The following is a 16,801-nucleotide window of genomic DNA, read 5'->3' as shown; positions in this document are numbered from 1 at the left end:
ATGGTCGTCGATGAACACGTACAGTGCCGCCAGAAGGGCGTCCAGGTTTGTCTTCACACACTGACCAACGGGCGCCCTTCGCCATGGTCGCGACCAGCACACACATCGGACTCACTCATCTAGAGGGGCGTGACGTACGCGCCCGCGATGCCCCCGTCCACCAGGAAGTCGGTGGCGTTGACGAAGGAGGAGTCGTCGCTGGCCAGGAAGGCGACCGCGGCGGCGATCTCCTCGGCCTCGGCGAACCGGCCCACCGGGATGTGCACGAGCCGCCGCGCGGCCCGCTCCGGGTCCTTGGCGAACAGCTCCTGGAGGAGCGGGGTGTTGACGGGCCCGGGGCACAGCGCGTTGACCCGGATGCCCTCGCGCGCGAACTGCACGCCCAGCTCACGGGACATGGCGAGGACGCCGCCCTTGGAGGCCGTGTACGAGATCTGGGAGGTGGCCGCGCCCATCCGGGCCACGAAGGACGCGGTGTTGATGATGGAGCCCTTGCCCTGGCGGCGCATGTAGGGGATCGCGGCCTTGCAGCACAGGTACACGGAGGTGAGGTTGACCTCCTGGACGCGCTTCCACGCCTCCAGCCCGGTCTCCAGGATGGAGTCGTCGTCGGGCGGGGAGATGCCGGCGTTGTTGAAGGCCACGTCCACGCTGCCGTAGGTGTCGTACGCCGTCTTGAACAACGCCTCGACCTCCTCGGGATCGGTGACGTCGACCTTGACGAAGAGCCCGCCCACCTCGTCGGCGGCGGCCTTGCCGCGGACCTCGTCCACGTCGGCGCAGACCACATGGGCGCCCTCGGCGGCGAGGCGGCGGGCGGTGGCGAGGCCGATGCCGCTGCCGGCTCCGGTCACGACGGCGGTACGGCCGACCAGGCGGCGGCAAACACTGTTGTCGGTCACTGTGCGGGGCCCTCCGTGCTGATGAAGACGTTCTTGGTTTCGGTGAAGGCGGTCAGGGCGTCGGGGCCCAGTTCCCGGCCGAGGCCGGACTGCTGGTAGCCGCCGAACGGGGTCCAGTAGCGGACGCTGGAGTGGGAGTTGACGGACAGGTTGCCCGCGCGCACGCCACCGGAGACCCGCAGGGCGCGGCCGAGGTCGCGGGTCCACACGGAGCCGGCCAGCCCGTAGGGGGTGTCATTGGCGAGGCGGATCGCGTCCCGCTCGTCGGTGAAGGGGAGCAGGACGGCGACGGGCCCGAAGATCTCCTCGCGGGCGGCCGGGCTGTCGTGCCGCTCCCCCACCAGGACGGTCGGCGGGAACCAGAAGCCGGGTCCGTCGGGCGCGCTGCCGCGCAGGGCGGGGGCGCCGTCGGGGACGTACGACCGTACGCGCTCCCGCTGTGCCGCCGAGATCAGCGGGCCCATCTGGGTCTTCTCGTCGGCCGGGTCGCCCACGACGACGGCGGCGAGCGCGTCGGCGAGGAAGTCCCGGGCCTCGTCCAGGGCCGTCTCCTGGACGAGGATCCGGGTGCGGGCGCAGCAGTCCTGCCCGGAGTTGTCCAGGAAGGAGAACGGGTCGAGGGCGGTGCTCAGGTCGGCGTCGGCGAAGACGATGTTGGGGCTCTTGCCGCCGAGTTCCAGGGTGACCGGTTTGACCAGCCGGGCGCAGCGCTCCATGATCTCGCGGCCGGTGCGGGTGGACCCGGTGAACACGATCTTGGCCACGTCGGGGTGGTCCACCAGGGCCCGCCCGGCGATGTGGCCGCGGCCCGGCAGCACCTGGAAGAGGTGCTCGGGCAGGCCCGCCGCCAGGGCGAGTTCGGCCAGGCGCAGGGCGGTGAGCGGGGTGGTCTCGGCGGGCTTGAGGACGACGGCGTTGCCCGCCGCGAGGGCCGGGAAGGAGCCCCAGGCGGCGATCGGCATGGGGAAGTTCCAGGGGGCGATCACCCCGACCACCCCCAGGGGCTCCTGGAAGGTGATGTTCCAGCCGCCGGACACCGGGATCTGCTTGCCGAGCAGGCGTTCGATGCCGCCGGCCGCGTACTCCAGCAGATCGCGGGCGTTGCCGGCCTCCCAGCGGGCGTTGCCGAGGGTGTGCCCGGCCTCGCGGACCTCCAGGCGGGCGAGTTCCTCCAGGTGGGCGTCGACGGTGTCGGCGAAGCGGCGCAGCAGCCGGGCCCGGTCGGCGGGGGCGAGCGCGGCCCATCCGCGCTGGGCGCGGACGGCCCGTACGACGGCGGCGTCGACGTCCTCGGCGGTGGCGGCGGGGACGGTGGTGAGGACCTCTTCCGTGGCGGGGTTGAGGATCTTCAACTCGTCGGAGTCGGACACGGATCGACCTTTCACGGGCGGGCGGAGCGGGGGGACACGGGCGCGCTCACAGGCGTTCGAAGGAGCGGCGCAGCTCCCAGTCGGTGACGGCGGCGTCGAAGGCGTCCAGCTCGACGCGGGCCATGTTGCTGTAGTGGGCCACGACCTCGTCGCCGAAGGCGGCTTTGGCGATCGGGCTGTTCTCCCACAGCTCGGCGGCCTCGCGCAGGGAGGTGGGGACGTGTGCGAAGCCCGCGGTGTAGGCGTTGCCGGGGCAGGGCTCGGGGAGTTCGAGTTTCTGCTCGACGCCGTACAGGCCCGCGGCCACCAGTCCGGCGACGGCGAGGTAGGGGTTGACGTCGCCGCCCGGCAGGCGGTTCTCGAAGCGGGTGGCGCGGCCGTGGCCGACCACGCGCAGGGCGCAGGTGCGGTTGTCGTGGCCCCAGGCGACGGCGGTGGGCGCGAAGGAGCCGGGCTGGAACCGCTTGTAGGAGTTGATGTTGGGGGCGTAGAGCAGGGAGAAGTCACGCAGGGCGGCGAGCTGTCCGGCGAGGAAGTGCCGCATCACCTCGGACATCCCGTCGGGGCCGGCCATCACGTTGGTGCCGTCGGCGTCGGTGAGCGAGAGATGGATGTGGCAGGAGTTGCCCTCGCGCTCGTTGTACTTGGCCATGAAGGTGATCGAGACGCCCTCCTGGGAGGCGATCTCCTTGGCGCCGGTCTTGTACAGGGCGTGCTGGTCGCAGGTGGTGAGCGCCTCGTCGTAGCGGAAGACGATCTCATGCTGCCCGGGATTGCACTCGCCCTTGGCGGACTCGACGGTGAGCCCGGCGCCCGCCATGTCGTTGCGCAGCCGGCGCAGCAGGGGCTCGATGCGGCCGGTGCCGAGGATGGAGTAGTCGATGTTGTACTGGTTGGCCGGGGTCAGCCCCCGGTATCCCGCGTCCCACGCCTGCTCGTAGCTGTCCTTGAAGACGATGAACTCCAGCTCGGTGCCGACCTGGGCGGTGTAGCCGAGTCCGGCGAGCCGGTCGAGCTGGCGGCGCAGGATCTGCCGGGGGGCGGCGGCGACCGGGGCGCCGTCGCTCCAGGCGAGGTCGGCGACGAGCAGGGCGGTGCCGGGGTGCCAGGGGATGCGGCGCAGGGTGACGGGGTCGGGGCGCATGGCGAAGTCGCCGTAGCCGCGTTCCCAGGAGGACATCGCGTAGCCGTCGACCGTGTTCATCTCGGTGTCGACGGCGAGCAGGTAGTTGCAGCCCTCGGTGCCGTGCTCCAGGACGTCGTCGAGGAAGAAGCGGGCGGCGAACCGCTTGCCCTGGAGGCGCCCTTGCATATCGGGGAACGCCAGGACGACAGTGTCGATCTCACCGCTTTCCACGAGGGCACGGAGTTCCTCGACGGGGAGCGGGGCTGTGCGGTCTGCCACGGAAAAGCCTCCTTGGGCGCCTTCGCGCTTCTTCGGCCGGGCCGGGAGCCATAAGGTATTGCTCAGAACCATTGCTTGGGAAGGGGGTACGGCGGATGTCGTCTCATACGGAGTGGCACGGGGTGGGCGACCGGCTCGCCCCGGTGCTGCGGCCGGTGCGGGCGGGCAACGGCTTCGAGGAGGCCCTGGAGCAGATCCTCCAGGTGGTGCGGCTCGGCCTGGTGCCGGGCGGCGAACGGCTGCCGGCGGAGCGGGAGTTGGCGGAGCGGCTGGGGATCAGCCGGGTGACGCTGCGCGAGGTGCTGAAGGTGCTCCAGGACCAGGGCCTGGTGGAGGCGCGGCGCGGGCGGTACGGCGGAACGTTCGTGCGGCCCCGCGCGGACGCCGGCGGCGAGGACGAGCTGCGGCGGCGGATCGCGGCGGTCGACGTCGAGGACGTGCTGCGGTTCCGGGAGGTGCTGGAGGTGGGCGCGGCCGGGCTGTGCGCGGCGCACGGGCTGACCGGCGAGCAGGCCGAGCTGCTGCGGGAGGCGCTGGCCGAGACGCACGAGGCGCCGCTGGCCGATTACCGGCGCCTGGACACGCTGCTGCATCTGACCCTGGCCGAGCTGTGCGGCTCGCCCTCGCTGACCGCCCAGTACGCGGCGGTGCGCGCCCAGGTCAACGAGCTGCTGGACTGCATCCCGCTGCTGGTGCGCAATCTGGAGCACTCCCAGCGGCAGCACACCGCGCTGGTGGAGGCGGTGCTCGACGGGGACGCCGACGGCGCGCGGGAGATGATGCGGGAGCACTGCGCGGGCACGGCCGCGCTGCTGCGGGGCTTCCTGACGTAAGCGGATTCTGCAAAGGTATTCTCATATACCTTTTGGGAGGCTGGCGTGGGCGGACGACCGCTGATCGGTGTGAGCACATATCTGGAGGCCGGGACGCGCTGGGGGGTCTGGGAGCTGGAGGCCGCGCTGCTGCCGGCCGCGTATCCGCGACTGGTCCAGCGGGCCGGGGGCCTCGCCTGCATGCTGCCGCCGGACGACCCCGAAGTGGCCGCGGCGGCGGTCGCCCGGCTGGACGGCCTGGTCGTCGCGGGCGGCCCGGACGTGGACCCGGTGCACTACGGCGCCGACCGCGACCCCCGCACCGGACCGCCGGCCCCGGCCCGCGACGCCTGGGAACTCGCCCTGATCCACGCCGCGTTGGCCTCCGGCACGCCGCTGCTGGGGATCTGCCGGGGCATGCAGCTGCTGAACGTGGCGCTCGGCGGGACGCTGGTCCAGCACATGGAGGGGCACGCGGAGGTGGTGGGCGTCTTCGGCACGCACCCGGTCAAGCCGGTGCCGGGCACGCTGTACGCCTCCCTCGCCCCCGAGGGGGTGTCGGTCCCCACCTACCACCACCAGTCGGTGTCCCGCCTCGGCCGTGATCTCGTGCCGTCGGCGTACGCGGAGGACGGCACGGTGGAGGCGGTGGAACTACCGGCCGGGCGGGGGTGGGTGGTGGGGGTGCAGTGGCATCCGGAGATGGGCGAGGATCCCCGGGTGATGCGGGGTCTGGTCTCGGCGGCGAGCTGAGGAGACCGGGACCCGGGTGCGGGCAAGCGGAAAAGCCCCGGCCCGCACCGGCTCACGCCCGCGTCAGAGCCAGCAGATCCCGCGCCGGTCCCGTCGGGCGGTGCCCCTTCGGCCACACCGCCCGCAGATCACGTCGTAGCGACACCCCCTCCACCGGCACCGCCACCAGCCGCCGCAGCGCCAGCTCCTCCCGCACCGCCAGTTCGCTGAGCACCGACGGGCCCGCGCCGCTCACCGCCGACGCCTTCACCGCCGTGGTGGACGACAGCTCGATCAACGGCCTGGCCAGCCCCCCGAGCGCCGCGTCCAGCACCTGCCGCGTCCCCGACCCCCGCTCCCGCAGGATCAGCGGGGTCTCCCCCAGCTCCCGGGGCGAGAGCGGCCGACGGCGCCGGGCCCAGGGATGCCCCGGCGCCGTCACCACGATCAGCCGGTCGTGCCCGATCACCACCGCGTCAAGACCCGCGGGCACGGACAGCCCCTCCACGAACCCCAGGTCCGCCTCCCCCGACAGCAGCAGCTCCGCCACCCTCGCCGAGTTCCCGGCCAGCAGCGACACCGCCGTGTCCGGACGCTCGGCGTGCAGCGCGAGCAGCCAGCCCGGCAGCAGATACTCGGCGATGGTCATGCTCGCGGCCACCCGCAGCCGCGAGTCCCGCCGGTCCCGCAGCGCCCGCGCCCCCGCGTCGAACGCCGCCGCCGCCTCCACCACCCGCCGCGCCCAGTCCGTCACCAGCACACCCGCGTCGGTGAGCCGGGACCCCCGCGGGGAGCGGTCCACCAGGGCGACCCCCAGCTGCCGTTCCATCGACCGGATGCGGCTGCTCGCCGCGGGCTGGGTGATCCCGACCTCCCGCGCCGCCGCGCCGAGGCTGCCCAGCCGCGCCACCGCGAGCAGCAGTTCCAGCGCCGCCAGATCCGGTACCCGGTGGGCCAACGACCCCGTGCCCTCGCGCCGCCCTCCGGGCCGCCCCGCCGTCTCACTCATAAGACCAGCTTATGCCCTCATAGAAGGGAACTCCCTGGTCAGGGACCATTCCCCCGGGCACGGTTGATGCCATGGTCACCGTTGCCCAACCCCTCCCCGCCGCCCGCGCGCCCCGCGCCGCCCGGGTCCGCCACCTCGGACCGAACTGGTACGCCTCCGTCATGGGCACCGCCGCCGTCGGCACCGCCGGCACCGCGCTGCCGGTGGACCTGCCGGGCGCCCTGCCCACACTCCTCGCGGCGGTCTGGGTACTGTCGCTGCTGATGCTGGTGACCCTGCTGGCGGCCCGCACCCTGCACTGGATCCACCACCGCGACCAGGCCCGCGCCCATCTCCTCGACCCGGCGATGGCCCCGTTCTACGGCTGTCTCGCCATGGCCCTGCTGGCCGTCGGCGGCGGCGCGCTGACCGCGGGGCACGACTGGCTCGGCACCCCGGCGGCCGTCGCCCTGGACACCGTGCTGTACACGGCGGGCACCGCGATCGGGCTGTGGGCGGCCGTGGCCGTGCCGTACCTGATGTCCGTACGGCACCGCATCGAGCCCTCCCAGGCGTCCCCGGTGTGGCTGCTGCCGCTGGTCGCACCGATGGTGTCGGCCGCGCTCGGCCCACTGCTCGTGCCGCATCTCCCGCCGGGCCAGCCCCGCGCGACCCTGCTGCTGGCCTGTCTCGCGATGTTCGGACTGAGCCTGTTCGCCACCCTGCTGATGCTGCCGCTGGTCCTCGGCCGGCTGATCACCTCGGGCCCGCTGCCGCTCGCGCTCACCCCGACCCTGTTCCTGGTCCTCGGCCCGCTCGGGCAGTCCACCACCGCCCTCGGCTCGATCGCGAACGCCGCGCCCGGGGTCGTACCGGCCTCCTACGCGCACGGTCTCGCCGTGTTCTCCGTGCTGTACGGCGTGCCGGTGATGGGCTTCGCGCTGATGTGGCTGGCGCTGTCCGTCGCCCATCTGGTGCGGGCCCGCCGCCAGGGCATGGGCTTCGCGATGACCTGGTGGGGCGCCACCTTCCCGGTGGGCACCTGCGTCACCGGCGCGGCCGCCCTCACCCGGCACACCTCCCTCACCGCGTTCCAGACACTGTCCGTCGCGCTGTACGCGCTGCTCGTGGCGGCCTGGCTCGCGGCTGCCTCCGGCACGGTGCGCGGGCTGCTCAGCGGTGAGCTGCTCGCAGGGCCTCGCCCAGCACCCGGGGCGCCCGCGCCAGCGACGGGCCGTACCACGTCAGATCACGCCCGCTGACCAGCGCGCAGGCCAGGCCCGGGAACGCCTCCGGGCCGTCCTCGGCGGTGAAGCGATAGGGCTCGTCGGGAAGAACGACCACGTCCGGGGCCGCCGCCACCAGCTCGTCCAGGGGGATGCGGGGGTAGCGCTCCGGATGGTCCGCGTACAGATGGTCGACGCCGAGGCGGGCCAGCACATCGCCCGCGAAGGTGTCCCGGCCGACGACCATCCAGGGCCTGCGCCAGATCGGTACGACCGCCGTCCTGCGCTCGGCCGGCTCGTCCAGCGCGCGCCACGCCGTCTCGGCCTCCCGCAGCCAGCCCGGCCGCTCGGGCGCCCCGCAGGCCGCGAGCACCCGCGCCAGCTCCCCGAAGGCGTCCGGCACGGTCCGCACCTCGGTGACCAGGACATCGAGGCCCGCCGCGCGCAGCGCGTCGAGGTCCGGGACGCGGTTCTCCTCCTCGTTGGCGATCACCACCTCGGGCGCGAGCTCGATGATCCGCTCCACCTTGGGGTTCTTGGTCCCGCCGATCCGGACGACGTCCAGTTCCCCCGGATGACTGCACCAGTCCGTGGCCCCGACGAGCGCCCCGGGCAGCGTCTCGGCCACGGCCTCGGTGAGCGAGGGGACCAGGGAGACGACGCGTTTCACCGGGACCGGTCCCGCACGGCCTCGATGTGCTCGGCCACCGCCACCACGATGATCCGGGTGTCCGGCACGGTCGCCCGCCAGCGGTGCCTGACCCCGCCGGTGAGATACAGCGTGTCGCCGCGGCCGAGGCGGTACGCGCGGCCCTCGGCCTCGATCTCCACGGCGCCGTCGGCGACGTACATCAACTCGTCGTTGCGATGCTGGAACTCGCGGCCCGCGTCATGGTCGCCGGTGAACTCGGAGGCGTGCAGCTGATGGTGGCCGCGGACCAGGTTGCGGGTGCGGGGGGTGAAGTCGTCCTCGGCGAGCGGTTCGGCGCGCACCAGGTCGACGGTGGCCGCCGGGTCCGCCGCGGCGAGGAGTTCGACGGCCGTGGTGCGCAGCGCGTCGGCCAGCTTCTCCAGGGAGGTGCTGCTGGGCCGCGCCCGGTCGTTCTCCACCTGGCTGAGGAAGGGCACGGACAGGCCGGTGCGCTCGGCGACGACCGCGAGGGTCAACTCCAGGGCGCGCCGACGCCTGCGGACCGCCGCGCCCACCCGTACGGGCTGCTGCTCTTTGTGGTCGCCCATCGCTCCGGCTCCCTCCCTCGCTCGTGTGCGTTCCTCGAATGGCTTCACTGCACCCTACGCATGTTCGGCAAACGGTTTCATGCGCGTGTCACATCCCCGTCTCACCGAATACCCCCTACCCTCACGTTCGCGCCAGGCGTCGGCGGTCCCGAAGGGGTCCCCCGCGGCTTCCTCCCCGGGGATGAACATGCCCACCGGCCAGAGTCATCACGCTGGGTGATTGGCCGGATTCTGCCCGTAGGGGAAGCGGGCCCTCTTCCCCGAGAACACCCCGGGAACGCCCCGAGCGGCCTGGGAACGCCCCGAGGGGCGGACGGCCTCCGTACCCCATCGTCGTACGGTGCCGTCCGCCCCTCGAAAGGCGGGTCCGGGCCGGCCGGGTCATCCGGCCGCCCGCTCGCGGGTCAGCCCGTGGCCTGCTTGCCGGAGACCGGCGCCCACTTGTCGACCAGGCCGGGGTTCGCGCGCAGCCAGGAGCGGACCGCGTCCTGCTCCTTGCCCTTGCCGGCCCCCTGGATCTTCGCCTCCAGGCCGGTGAGCTGCTTCTCGGTCATGGAGAAGTTCTTCAGCCAGTCGGCGACCTGCGGGTTGTCCCCGGCGAATCCCTTGCGGGACAGGGTGTGCACGCCGTCGCCCTTGCCCCAGGCGCCCTTGGGGTCCTTCAGCTTCTTCAGGTCGTAGCTGCTGTAGGCCCAGTGCGGGGACCACAGGGTGACGAGGACCGGCTGCTTGCGGGCGTAGGCGCGCTTGAGCTCGGCGAGCATGGCCGGGGTCGAGCCGTCGATCACCTGGTAGCTGCCGCTGAGGCCGTACTCCTTGAGGACCTTCGTCTTGAGCAGGCTCATCTCACCGGCGCTGGGCTCGATGCCGACGATCTTCCCGCCGAACTCGGAGGCGTGCGCCTTGAGGTCGACCAGGGAGTCGACGTCCTTCACGTAGGAGGGGACGGACAGCTCCAGGGAGGTGGGGCCGTACCACTTGCCGATGTCGTCGAGCTGCTTGCCGTACTTCTTCCAGTACTCGGCGTGCGTGGTGGGCAGCCAGGAGTCGGTCTCGAAGTCGATCTGCCCGGTGGCGAGGCCGGTGTAGAGGGGACCGGCCGCGTACTGGGTGGTGGTGACCTTGAAGCCGCGCTCCTGGAGGATCTCCTTCCACAGGAAGGTGGAGGCGATGCCCTCGTCCCAGGGGATGTAGCCGATCTTGATCTCCTTGCCCTTGCCGACATCGGTGCCGGAGGCCTCGGAGGTGGTGCCGTTGGGGCCGAAGACGCCGATGCCGCCCGCGGCGAGCGCGAGGACGACGATCCCGACGACGGCGACGACCGGACGCGGCCGGTACGACCAGACGCGCTTCGGCGCCTTGGCGGCGGCGCGGCGGCCGGACGGGGACAGCTGGGTGCCCAGGGCGCCGGTGATGCGGTCCAGGTAGATGGCGAGGACGACGATGCCGACGCCCGCCTCGAAGCCGTAGCCGATGTCGAGCTGGCCGATGGCCTCGTTCACGGCGCCGCCGAGGCCGCCGGTGCCGACCATGCCGGCGATGACGACCATGGACAGGCCCAGCATGATCACCTGGTTGACACCGGCCATGATGGTGGGCAGGGCGAGCGGCAGCTGGACGCGCCACAGGATGTTCCGCGGGGTGGTGCCGAACGCCTCGGCGGCCTCGACCAGTTCGGCGTCGACCTGGCGGATGCCCAGTTCGGTCATGCGCACGCCGGGGGCCAGGGCGAAGATCAGGGTGGCCACGACACCGGCGGCGGTGCCGAGCCCGAAGAAGAGCATGGCCGGGATCAGCAGGACCATGGAGGGCATCGTCTGGAGCAGGTCCAGGACGGGCCGTACGGCGGCGCCGACCGCCTTGGAGCGGGCCGCCCAGATGCCCAGCGGGATCGAGATCACCAGGGCGATCACGGTGGCCACGAGGACCAGGGCGAGCGTGGACATCGCCTGGTCCCACAGCTGGAGCGAGTCGACCAGGGCGAATCCGGCGAAGGCGAGGACACCGGCGAGCAGTCCGCGCAGCCACCAGGCGAGGACGGCGAGGATGCCGGCCATCAGCAGCGGCGTGGGCGCGCCGAGGACGGCGTCGATGCCGTTGTACATGCCCTCCATGACGGCCTTGATGGCGTCGAAGAGCCAGGAGAGGTGGCCGACCAGCCAGTTCACACCGGAGTCGACCCAGTCACCGAGGGGCAGCCTAGGCACGGCCGATCACCTTCTTCCCGTCGTCGCCGGAGCCGTCGCAGGCGGTGGGCTCGCCCTGTTCGTCGCCGAGGAAGCCCACCAGGCGCTGCCGGGGCACCACGCCGACGAGGGTGCGGCCGGCGTCCAGGACGGCGACCGGGTGCGGCAGCCGGGCGCTGATCGCGCACAGCTCGGTGAACGGCGTGTCGGGCGTCGCCGTCTCGCAGGCGCAGTCGGCCTCGTCGCCGCGCAGCTCGGTGTCCATGACGGCGCCCGCGGTGAGCACCCGGGAGCGGTCGACGTCCTGGATGAAGGAGGCCACGTAGTCGTTCTCGGGGCGCAGCAGGATGTCCTCGGCGGAGCCGGTCTGCACGATGCGGCCGTCGCGCATGACGGCGATGCGGTCGCCCAGGCGCATGGCCTCGTTGAGGTCGTGGGTGATGAAGACGATGGTCTTCTTCAGCGTCTTCTGGAGCTCCAGGAGCTGGTCCTGCATGTCGCGGCGGATCAGCGGGTCCAGGGCGCTGAAGGACTCGTCCATGAGCAGCAGATCGGCGTCGGTGGCCAGGGCGCGGGCGAGGCCGACGCGCTGCTGCATGCCGCCGGACAGCTCGTCGGGCCAGGACGTCTCCCAGCCGGCCAGGCCGCACAGGGCGAGCGCCTCGTCGGCGCGGCGTTCGCGCTCGGCGCGGGGCACGCCCTGCACTTCCAGGCCGTAGGCGGCGTTCTCGCGGACGCTGCGGTGCGGGAACAGCGCGAAGTGCTGGAAGACCATGCTGATCTTCCGGGAGCGCAGTTCGCGCAGGCCGCGGTCGCCGAGGGCGGTGAGCTCCTCGCCGTCGAAGCGCACGCTGCCCGCGGTCGGCTCCAGCAGGCCGTTGAGCATCCGCAGCAGGGTGGACTTGCCGGAGCCCGACAGGCCCATGACGACGAAGATCTCGCCGGCCTCGACACGGAAGGACGCGTCGATCACGGCGGCCATGGTGCCGTCGGCGCGCAGCTCCTCCCGGTCGGTGCCCTTTCTCAGGCGCTCCACCGCTTCGTCCGGTCGTCTGCCGAACACCTTGAACAGGTGCTCCGCCTCAAGCCTGGCTTGCACGCGAACCTCTTGTCTCGGGAACAGGGGACAGGGGGCGAAGGCCGTACGGCGGTCAGAAAGCCGGAGCCCGAGGGGCCCCGACAGTTGAAAAGCGCACTACTTCGCTCCCGAGGGCGCGCCTGCCCAGGTCAAACAAAGGCAAACTGATACGTGGCCGGGCTCACCGCGATGCGTATCGCGCAACGCGTTCCAGGGCGAAGGGTGCGCGAGGGTGATCCAGGGGTGACTGTCAGTGCCGTACGGCATGATGCGAAGCGTGACCGGACGACTGATGCTCCTCGACACCGCCTCGCTGTACTTCCGCGCCTATTTCGGCGTCCCCGACTCCGTGCGAGCGCCGGACGGCACCCCGGTGAACGCCGTGCGCGGGCTGCTGGACTTCATCGACCGCCTGGTCAAGGACCACCGGCCCACCCACCTGGTGGCCTGCATGGACGCCGACTGGCGGCCGAAGTGGCGGGTCGAGCTGATCCCCACGTACAAGGCGCACCGGGTCGCCGAGGAGCACACCGGCGCTCCGGACGCGGAGGAGGTGCCGGACACCCTCGCCCCGCAGGTGCCCGTCATCGAGTCCGTGCTGGACGCGATCGGCATCGCCCGCGTCGGGGTCGCCGGCTATGAGGCGGACGACGTGATCGGCACCTTCACCGCCCGCGCCGCGGGCCCGGTCGACATCGTCACCGGCGACCGCGATCTGTACCAGCTGGTGGACGACGGACGGGGCGTGCGGGTGCTGTACCCGCTCAAGGGCGTGGGCACCCTCCAGGTGACCGACGAGGCGGTGCTGCGCGAGAAGTACGGCGTCGGCGGACGGGGGTACGCGGACCTGGCACTGCTGCGCGGCGACCCGAGCGACGGACTGCCGGGCGTGCCCGGGATCGGCGAGAAGACGGCCGCCAAGCTGCTCGCGGAGTTCGGCGACCTGGCCGGGATCATGGCGGCCGTGGACGACCCGAAGGCGAGGCTCACGCCCTCGCAGCGCAAGCGGCTGACCGAGGCGCGGCCGTATGTCGCGGTGGCGCCGCAGGTGGTGGCGGTGGCCGCTGACGTACCGCTGCCGGACGTGGACACCGCGCTGCCGGGCGCCCCGCGCGATCCGGCGGGCCTGGACGAGCTGGCGGCCCGATGGGGCCTGGGCGGCTCGCTCCAGCGGCTGCTGACCACGCTGAGCGCGTAGGGACGGCGGATAAACCGGGCGGTCAGATCGGCAATTTTCGAGCAAAGCGCGACCGTTGAATCACAAAGGAAGATCGGGCCACCAGGAGAGATGTTAACTTAGGTATACCTAACTCAGTTCGCAGGAGGCCGTGATGGCAGAGCGTCCGGAACGAAAGCCGCGCAAGGTCCACACCGCCCGGGTGGTGCGCACCGAGCGGCTGACCCCGCACATGCAGCGCGTGGTGCTCGGCGGCGACGAACTCGCCGGGTTCGCGGCGGACACCTGCACCGACCACTATGTGAAGCTCCTGTTCGGCCCACCGGGCGTCAGCTACCCGGAGCCCTTCGACCTGGAGCGGATCCGCGCCGAGTTCCCGCGCGAGCAGTGGCCGGTGACCCGGACCTACACCGTGCGCGGCTGGGACGCCGAGCACCGCGAGCTGACCCTGGACTTCGTGATCCACGGCGACGAGGGCCTGGCCGGCCCCTGGGCCCTGCGCGCCCGGCCCGGCGACCGCCTGCGCTTCATGGGCCCCGGCGGCGCCTACGCCCCCGACCCGGACGCCGACTGGCATCTGCTCGTCGGTGACGAGAGCGCGCTGCCCGCCATCGCCCGCGCCCTGGAGACGCTGCCCCCCGACGCTCGGGCCCATGCCTTCGTGGAGGTCGCCGGGCCCGAGGAGGAGCAGAAGATCGACTCCGCCGCGGAGATCGTCTGGCTGCACCGCGGGGACCGCCCGGTCGGCACCGCCCTGCTGGAGGCCGTGCGCGCCCTGGAGTTCCCCGAGGGCCGGCTGCACGCCTTCGTGCACGGCGAGGCCGGCTTCGTGAAGGAGCTGCGCCGGATGCTGCGGGTCGACCTGCGGATCCCGCGCGAGGACCTCTCGATCTCCGGCTACTGGCGCCTCGGTCACAACGAGGACGGCTGGCAGGCCTCCAAGCGCGAGTGGAACGCCCGCATCGAGGCGGAGCAGGAGGAGAACGGCGCGCGGGCCGCCTGAGCCCCGCGGCACCGACCCCCCGGGCCTCAGCGCGCGTTGATCTCACCGAACGGCACATGCACGCTCGGGGTCGTCCGTGCCGTGCTCTCCAGGTGCGTCACCTGGTCGTCGAAGAAGATGTGCGGGTCCAGCACCTTCATCACGGCGCCCTTGTCTATGCCGCCGAGGAAGAACGCGTCGTTGACCCGCACGCCCCACTGCTTGAGGCTGTTCACGGCACGCTCGTGCGCCGGGGCGTTGCGCGCGGTCACGATGGAGACATGGACCCGCACCTGGTACGCCGGGTCCGTCCTGCGCCGTTCCTCCTCCCGGTTCTGGATCCGGTTCACCCCGGCGAGGAAGTCGCGCAGCGGCCCCGCGTCGTGCGGAGTCGCCGCGTTGCGCATCTCGTGCGCCCGGAACTCCTCCAGCCCCTCGGCCTGGTAGACCTGTTCGGCCGCGTCGGTGGCGAGCACCCCGTCGAAGTCGAACGCGATCCGCAGCTCCCGGTCCGCCGCGTCGTCCGGGTACGCCGCCCCCAGTACATGCCCCGCGGGCAGCCCCGCCGCGACGGCCTCGCGCACATCGCCGCCGTTCGCCGACAGGAACAGCGACATGTTCAGCGCGGGCATGAACTTGTACGGGGACCGGCCCTGCATGAACACGGCCCGGCTGATGGGCAGTCGATGGGCCTGTATCGAGCGCATGACCCGCAGCCCGGTGTCGGGGTCGTTGCGGGAGAGGATGATGACCTCGACCAGCGGATCGCCCTCCTCCCCGAGGTCGTTGAGCGAGAGCAGCCTGCGGATGAACGCGAACGCCACCCCGGGACGCAGCGTGTCGTCCCGGTTCTCCTCCTGGTAGGCCCGGTACGCCTCCTCGCCCTGCTGCCTGAACACCGCGTCGGACTCGCGCAGATCGAACAGGGCACTGGAGGCGACACCGACGACGAGCCGGTTCGCGAGGTCATAGGCAGGCATGGGCCTTATCTTCACACCGGAGTCGCCCGCGGGATCCCACGGCCGCCCGCGCGGGTTCAGTCCCCGCGCACCCGGGCGTGCAGATGCATGTCGTGCCAGCCGTCGAGGTGCAGATACGCCTTGCGCCGGGTGCCCTCCGGGGCGAAGCCCGCCTTGGCGGCGACCCGGCAGGACGCCTCGTTGGCGGTGGAGTGCATCAACTCCAGCCGGTGGAAGCCGATCTCCTCGAACGCCCAGTGCGTCAGCGCGGCGGCCGACCGGGTCGCGACATTGCGGCCACGGGCCCCCGCCACGGTCCAGTAGGCGAGTTCGGCCATACCCTCGGCCAGCTCGATCTGCCGCAGCGCGACCCGGCCCAGCAGCCGCTCGGTGCCCTCCGCCACGACCGCCCACTGCGGCTCCCGCTCGCCCGCCCAGGCCCGCTGCCACCGCGTGATCCACCCGGCGGCCTCCGCCTCCGACTCACAGGACCTGCCGTGGAAGCGGTGCATCAGCGGATCCTGGAACGCCGCGTGCACGGCGGGCGCGTCCACCGCCCGCCAGGGGCGCAGCAGCAGGCCGTCCCCGGTCGGGATGACGGGCTGGTCGATACGGGCGAGGGCACCGGCGGTCAGCACCGGGCTGGTGAGATCGGGCATGACCGACATACTGCACCCGTCGCCCCCATCCTCGTACCCTTGACCAGGTGAGACGCCGTACGCCGCCCCCGCCCGCCCCGCTCCTCCAGCGCGACGGGGTCGACCCGGTGCGGGTGCGGCTGCCCGCGGGCGAGGAGTGGGCCACCGTCGGCGAGCATCTGGTGGCACGGCTCTCCGGTGCCGGGCCCGGGGTGATCGAGGCGATGTTCGCGGCCGGGCGGATCGTGGGCGCCGACGGACGGGCGGTCCCGGCCGACGCGCCGTACCGGCCGGGGATGTTCGTGTGGTTCCACCGCGAACTGCCCGCCGAGGTGCCGGTGCCGTTCCCGATGCCGGTGGTGTACCGCGACGAGCACATCGTCGTCGCCGACAAGCCGCACTTCCTCGCCACCACCCCGCGCGGCTCGCACGTCACCCAGACCGCGCTGGCCCGGCTGCGGCACGAGCTGGGCATCCCCGCGCTGAGCGCCGCGCACCGACTGGACCGGCTCACCGCCGGACTGGTGCTGTTCACGGTGCGGCCCGAGGAACGCGGCGCGTACCAGACGCTGTTCGGGGCACGCCGGGTGGCCAAGGAGTACGAGGCCGTCGCGCCGTACGACGCGGCGCTCGCCCTGCCCCGGACCGTGCGCAGCCGGATCCTGAAGGAGCGCGGGGTGCAGGCGGCCCGGGAGGTCGAGGGCGAGCCCAACGCCGAGACCCGGGTGGAGCTGGTGGAACGGCGGGACGGGCTCGGCCGTTACCGGCTGCTCCCGCGCACCGGGCAGACCCATCAGCTGCGGGTGCATCTGAACGCGCTCGGCGTGCCCATCCTCGGCGACCCGCTCTACCCGGAGGTGCTCCCGCCGGTGCCGGCCGGTGACTTCCGCCGCCCCCTGCAACTGCTCGCGCGGAGGCTTGAGTTCACCGATCCGGTCACCGGCGCCGAGCACGCCTTCACCAGCGGGCGCACCCTGCTGGCCTGGTCCTCCTACCCCCGGTGGGCGGCGCAGGGCTGACCCGGCCCGGTCACTCGCCGCGCCACCAGCTCAGCAGCCGCCGCCAGGGCCCCCGCGCCGGGGCCCCGGCCAGATCGGAAGAGCACAC

Annotated in this window: 16 protein-coding genes; 6 read left to right on the top strand and 10 right to left on the bottom strand. The window is 72.4% G+C overall.

The features are described 5' to 3' along the window. Positions 1-119 precede the first annotated feature (119 nt). The 3 genes from ACLF5H_RS30220 to ACLF5H_RS30210 are packed head-to-tail and all read right to left on the bottom strand — an operon-like array spanning position 120 to position 3,677. The gene (locus tag ACLF5H_RS30220) at positions 120-902 is read right to left on the bottom strand and encodes a 3-oxoacyl-ACP reductase (protein WP_421679179.1); all 783 of its coding nucleotides are present in this window, start codon (positions 900-902) and stop codon (positions 120-122) included. After that, positions 899-2,272, bottom strand: coding sequence for an aldehyde dehydrogenase family protein (locus tag ACLF5H_RS30215; protein ID WP_421679178.1), 1,374 nt, complete (start codon positions 2,270-2,272; stop codon positions 899-901). Before ACLF5H_RS30215 ends, ACLF5H_RS30220 begins: the two co-directional genes overlap by 4 nt. Before the next feature lie 46 nt (positions 2,273-2,318). Further along, positions 2,319-3,677, bottom strand: coding sequence for a glutamine synthetase family protein (locus ACLF5H_RS30210; RefSeq protein WP_421679177.1), 1,359 nt, complete (start codon positions 3,675-3,677; stop codon positions 2,319-2,321). Positions 3,678-3,772: 95 nt separating this feature from the next. Here ACLF5H_RS30210 and ACLF5H_RS30205 point away from each other — a divergent pair, with 95 nt between their 5' ends. Continuing rightward, positions 3,773-4,510 carry a FadR/GntR family transcriptional regulator gene (locus ACLF5H_RS30205; RefSeq protein WP_421679176.1) on the top strand — a complete coding sequence of 246 codons (738 nt, stop codon included), beginning with the start codon at positions 3,773-3,775 and terminating at the stop codon, positions 4,508-4,510. Positions 4,511-4,555: 45 nt separating this feature from the next. After that, complete coding sequence (locus tag ACLF5H_RS30200; RefSeq protein ID WP_421679175.1) at positions 4,556-5,242, top strand: gamma-glutamyl-gamma-aminobutyrate hydrolase family protein; 687 nt, start codon at positions 4,556-4,558, stop codon at positions 5,240-5,242. Positions 5,243-5,294: 52 nt separating this feature from the next. On the opposite strand, the gene ACLF5H_RS30195 is transcribed toward ACLF5H_RS30200, so the two are convergent. After that, positions 5,295-6,230 (bottom strand): LysR family transcriptional regulator, encoded by a 936-nt coding sequence (locus ACLF5H_RS30195; RefSeq protein ID WP_421679174.1) that lies wholly within the window; start codon positions 6,228-6,230, stop codon positions 5,295-5,297. Positions 6,231-6,301: 71 nt separating this feature from the next. On the opposite strand from ACLF5H_RS30195, the gene ACLF5H_RS30190 reads away from it, so the two are divergent. Further along, on the top strand, positions 6,302-7,471 hold the full coding sequence (locus ACLF5H_RS30190; RefSeq protein WP_421679173.1) for a TDT family transporter: 1,170 nt from the start codon (positions 6,302-6,304) through the stop codon (positions 7,469-7,471). On the opposite strand, the gene ACLF5H_RS30185 is transcribed toward ACLF5H_RS30190, so the two are convergent. The 4 genes from ACLF5H_RS30185 to ACLF5H_RS30170 all read right to left on the bottom strand — a co-directional run bounded on the left by ACLF5H_RS30185 (position 7,383) and on the right by ACLF5H_RS30170 (position 11,959). Further along, complete coding sequence (locus ACLF5H_RS30185) at positions 7,383-8,105, bottom strand: helical backbone metal receptor (RefSeq protein WP_421679172.1); 723 nt, start codon at positions 8,103-8,105, stop codon at positions 7,383-7,385. The two genes, ACLF5H_RS30190 and ACLF5H_RS30185, sit on opposite strands and share 89 nt — an antisense overlap. Further along, the gene (locus ACLF5H_RS30180) at positions 8,102-8,674 is read right to left on the bottom strand and encodes a helix-turn-helix domain-containing protein (protein WP_421679171.1); all 573 of its coding nucleotides are present in this window, start codon (positions 8,672-8,674) and stop codon (positions 8,102-8,104) included. The genes ACLF5H_RS30185 and ACLF5H_RS30180 overlap by 4 nt, the downstream gene beginning before the upstream one ends. Positions 8,675-9,078: 404 nt before the next feature. After that, entirely contained in the window at positions 9,079-10,881 is a 1,803-nt protein-coding gene (locus ACLF5H_RS30175; RefSeq protein WP_421679170.1) for an ABC transporter permease/substrate binding protein, read from the bottom strand. Then, positions 10,874-11,959, bottom strand: coding sequence for a quaternary amine ABC transporter ATP-binding protein (locus ACLF5H_RS30170; RefSeq protein ID WP_421679169.1), 1,086 nt, complete (start codon positions 11,957-11,959; stop codon positions 10,874-10,876). Before ACLF5H_RS30170 ends, ACLF5H_RS30175 begins: the two co-directional genes overlap by 8 nt. Before the next feature lie 247 nt (positions 11,960-12,206). Between ACLF5H_RS30170 and ACLF5H_RS30165 the strand changes: the two genes are divergently transcribed. Together ACLF5H_RS30165 and ACLF5H_RS30160 are read left to right on the top strand one after the other, a co-directional pair. Then, a complete protein-coding gene (locus tag ACLF5H_RS30165) occupies positions 12,207-13,136 on the top strand; it encodes a 5'-3' exonuclease (RefSeq protein ID WP_421679180.1) in 930 nt (309 codons plus the stop codon). A 133-nt stretch (positions 13,137-13,269) separates the two neighbouring features. Next, entirely contained in the window at positions 13,270-14,118 is an 849-nt protein-coding gene (locus tag ACLF5H_RS30160; RefSeq protein WP_421679168.1) for a siderophore-interacting protein, read from the top strand. A 26-nt stretch (positions 14,119-14,144) separates the two neighbouring features. On the opposite strand, the gene ACLF5H_RS30155 is transcribed toward ACLF5H_RS30160, so the two are convergent. Together ACLF5H_RS30155 and ACLF5H_RS30150 are read right to left on the bottom strand one after the other, a co-directional pair. Next, positions 14,145-15,077, bottom strand: a complete 933-nt coding sequence (locus tag ACLF5H_RS30155) for a 5'-nucleotidase (RefSeq protein ID WP_421679167.1) — start codon at positions 15,075-15,077, stop codon at positions 14,145-14,147. 56 nt (positions 15,078-15,133) lie between these two features. Beyond that, the gene (locus tag ACLF5H_RS30150) at positions 15,134-15,715 is read right to left on the bottom strand and encodes a GNAT family N-acetyltransferase (RefSeq protein ID WP_421679166.1); all 582 of its coding nucleotides are present in this window, start codon (positions 15,713-15,715) and stop codon (positions 15,134-15,136) included. 47 nt (positions 15,716-15,762) lie between these two features. On the opposite strand from ACLF5H_RS30150, the gene ACLF5H_RS30145 reads away from it, so the two are divergent. Further along, complete coding sequence (locus ACLF5H_RS30145) at positions 15,763-16,713, top strand: RluA family pseudouridine synthase (RefSeq protein WP_421679165.1); 951 nt, start codon at positions 15,763-15,765, stop codon at positions 16,711-16,713. Positions 16,714-16,801: the final 88 nt, after the last annotated feature.

It is taken from the genome of Streptomyces sp. LaBMicrA B280, from assembly GCF_049222185.1.
GTDB classification, from domain to species: Bacteria; Actinomycetota; Actinomycetes; order Streptomycetales; family Streptomycetaceae; genus Streptomyces; species Streptomyces murinus.
This window is presented reverse-complemented; position numbering and strand designations above follow the sequence as displayed.

Bases quoted from the DNA above. Each gene is read 5' to 3' on its own strand.
- ACLF5H_RS30205 (WP_421679176.1), top strand. From the start codon at position 3,773: ATGTCGTCTCATACGGAGTGGCACGGGGTGGGCGACCGGCTCGCCCCG.
- ACLF5H_RS30195 (WP_421679174.1), bottom strand. From the start codon at position 6,230: ATGAGTGAGACGGCGGGGCGGCCCGGAGGGCGGCGCGAGGGCACGGGG.
- ACLF5H_RS30190 (WP_421679173.1), top strand. From the start codon at position 6,302: ATGGTCACCGTTGCCCAACCCCTCCCCGCCGCCCGCGCGCCCCGCGCC.
- ACLF5H_RS30180 (WP_421679171.1), bottom strand. From the start codon at position 8,674: ATGGGCGACCACAAAGAGCAGCAGCCCGTACGGGTGGGCGCGGCGGTC.
- ACLF5H_RS30165 (WP_421679180.1), top strand. From the start codon at position 12,207: ATGCGAAGCGTGACCGGACGACTGATGCTCCTCGACACCGCCTCGCTG.
- ACLF5H_RS30160 (WP_421679168.1), top strand. From the start codon at position 13,270: ATGGCAGAGCGTCCGGAACGAAAGCCGCGCAAGGTCCACACCGCCCGG.
- ACLF5H_RS30155 (WP_421679167.1), bottom strand. From the start codon at position 15,077: ATGCCTGCCTATGACCTCGCGAACCGGCTCGTCGTCGGTGTCGCCTCC.
- ACLF5H_RS30150 (WP_421679166.1), bottom strand. From the start codon at position 15,715: ATGCCCGATCTCACCAGCCCGGTGCTGACCGCCGGTGCCCTCGCCCGT.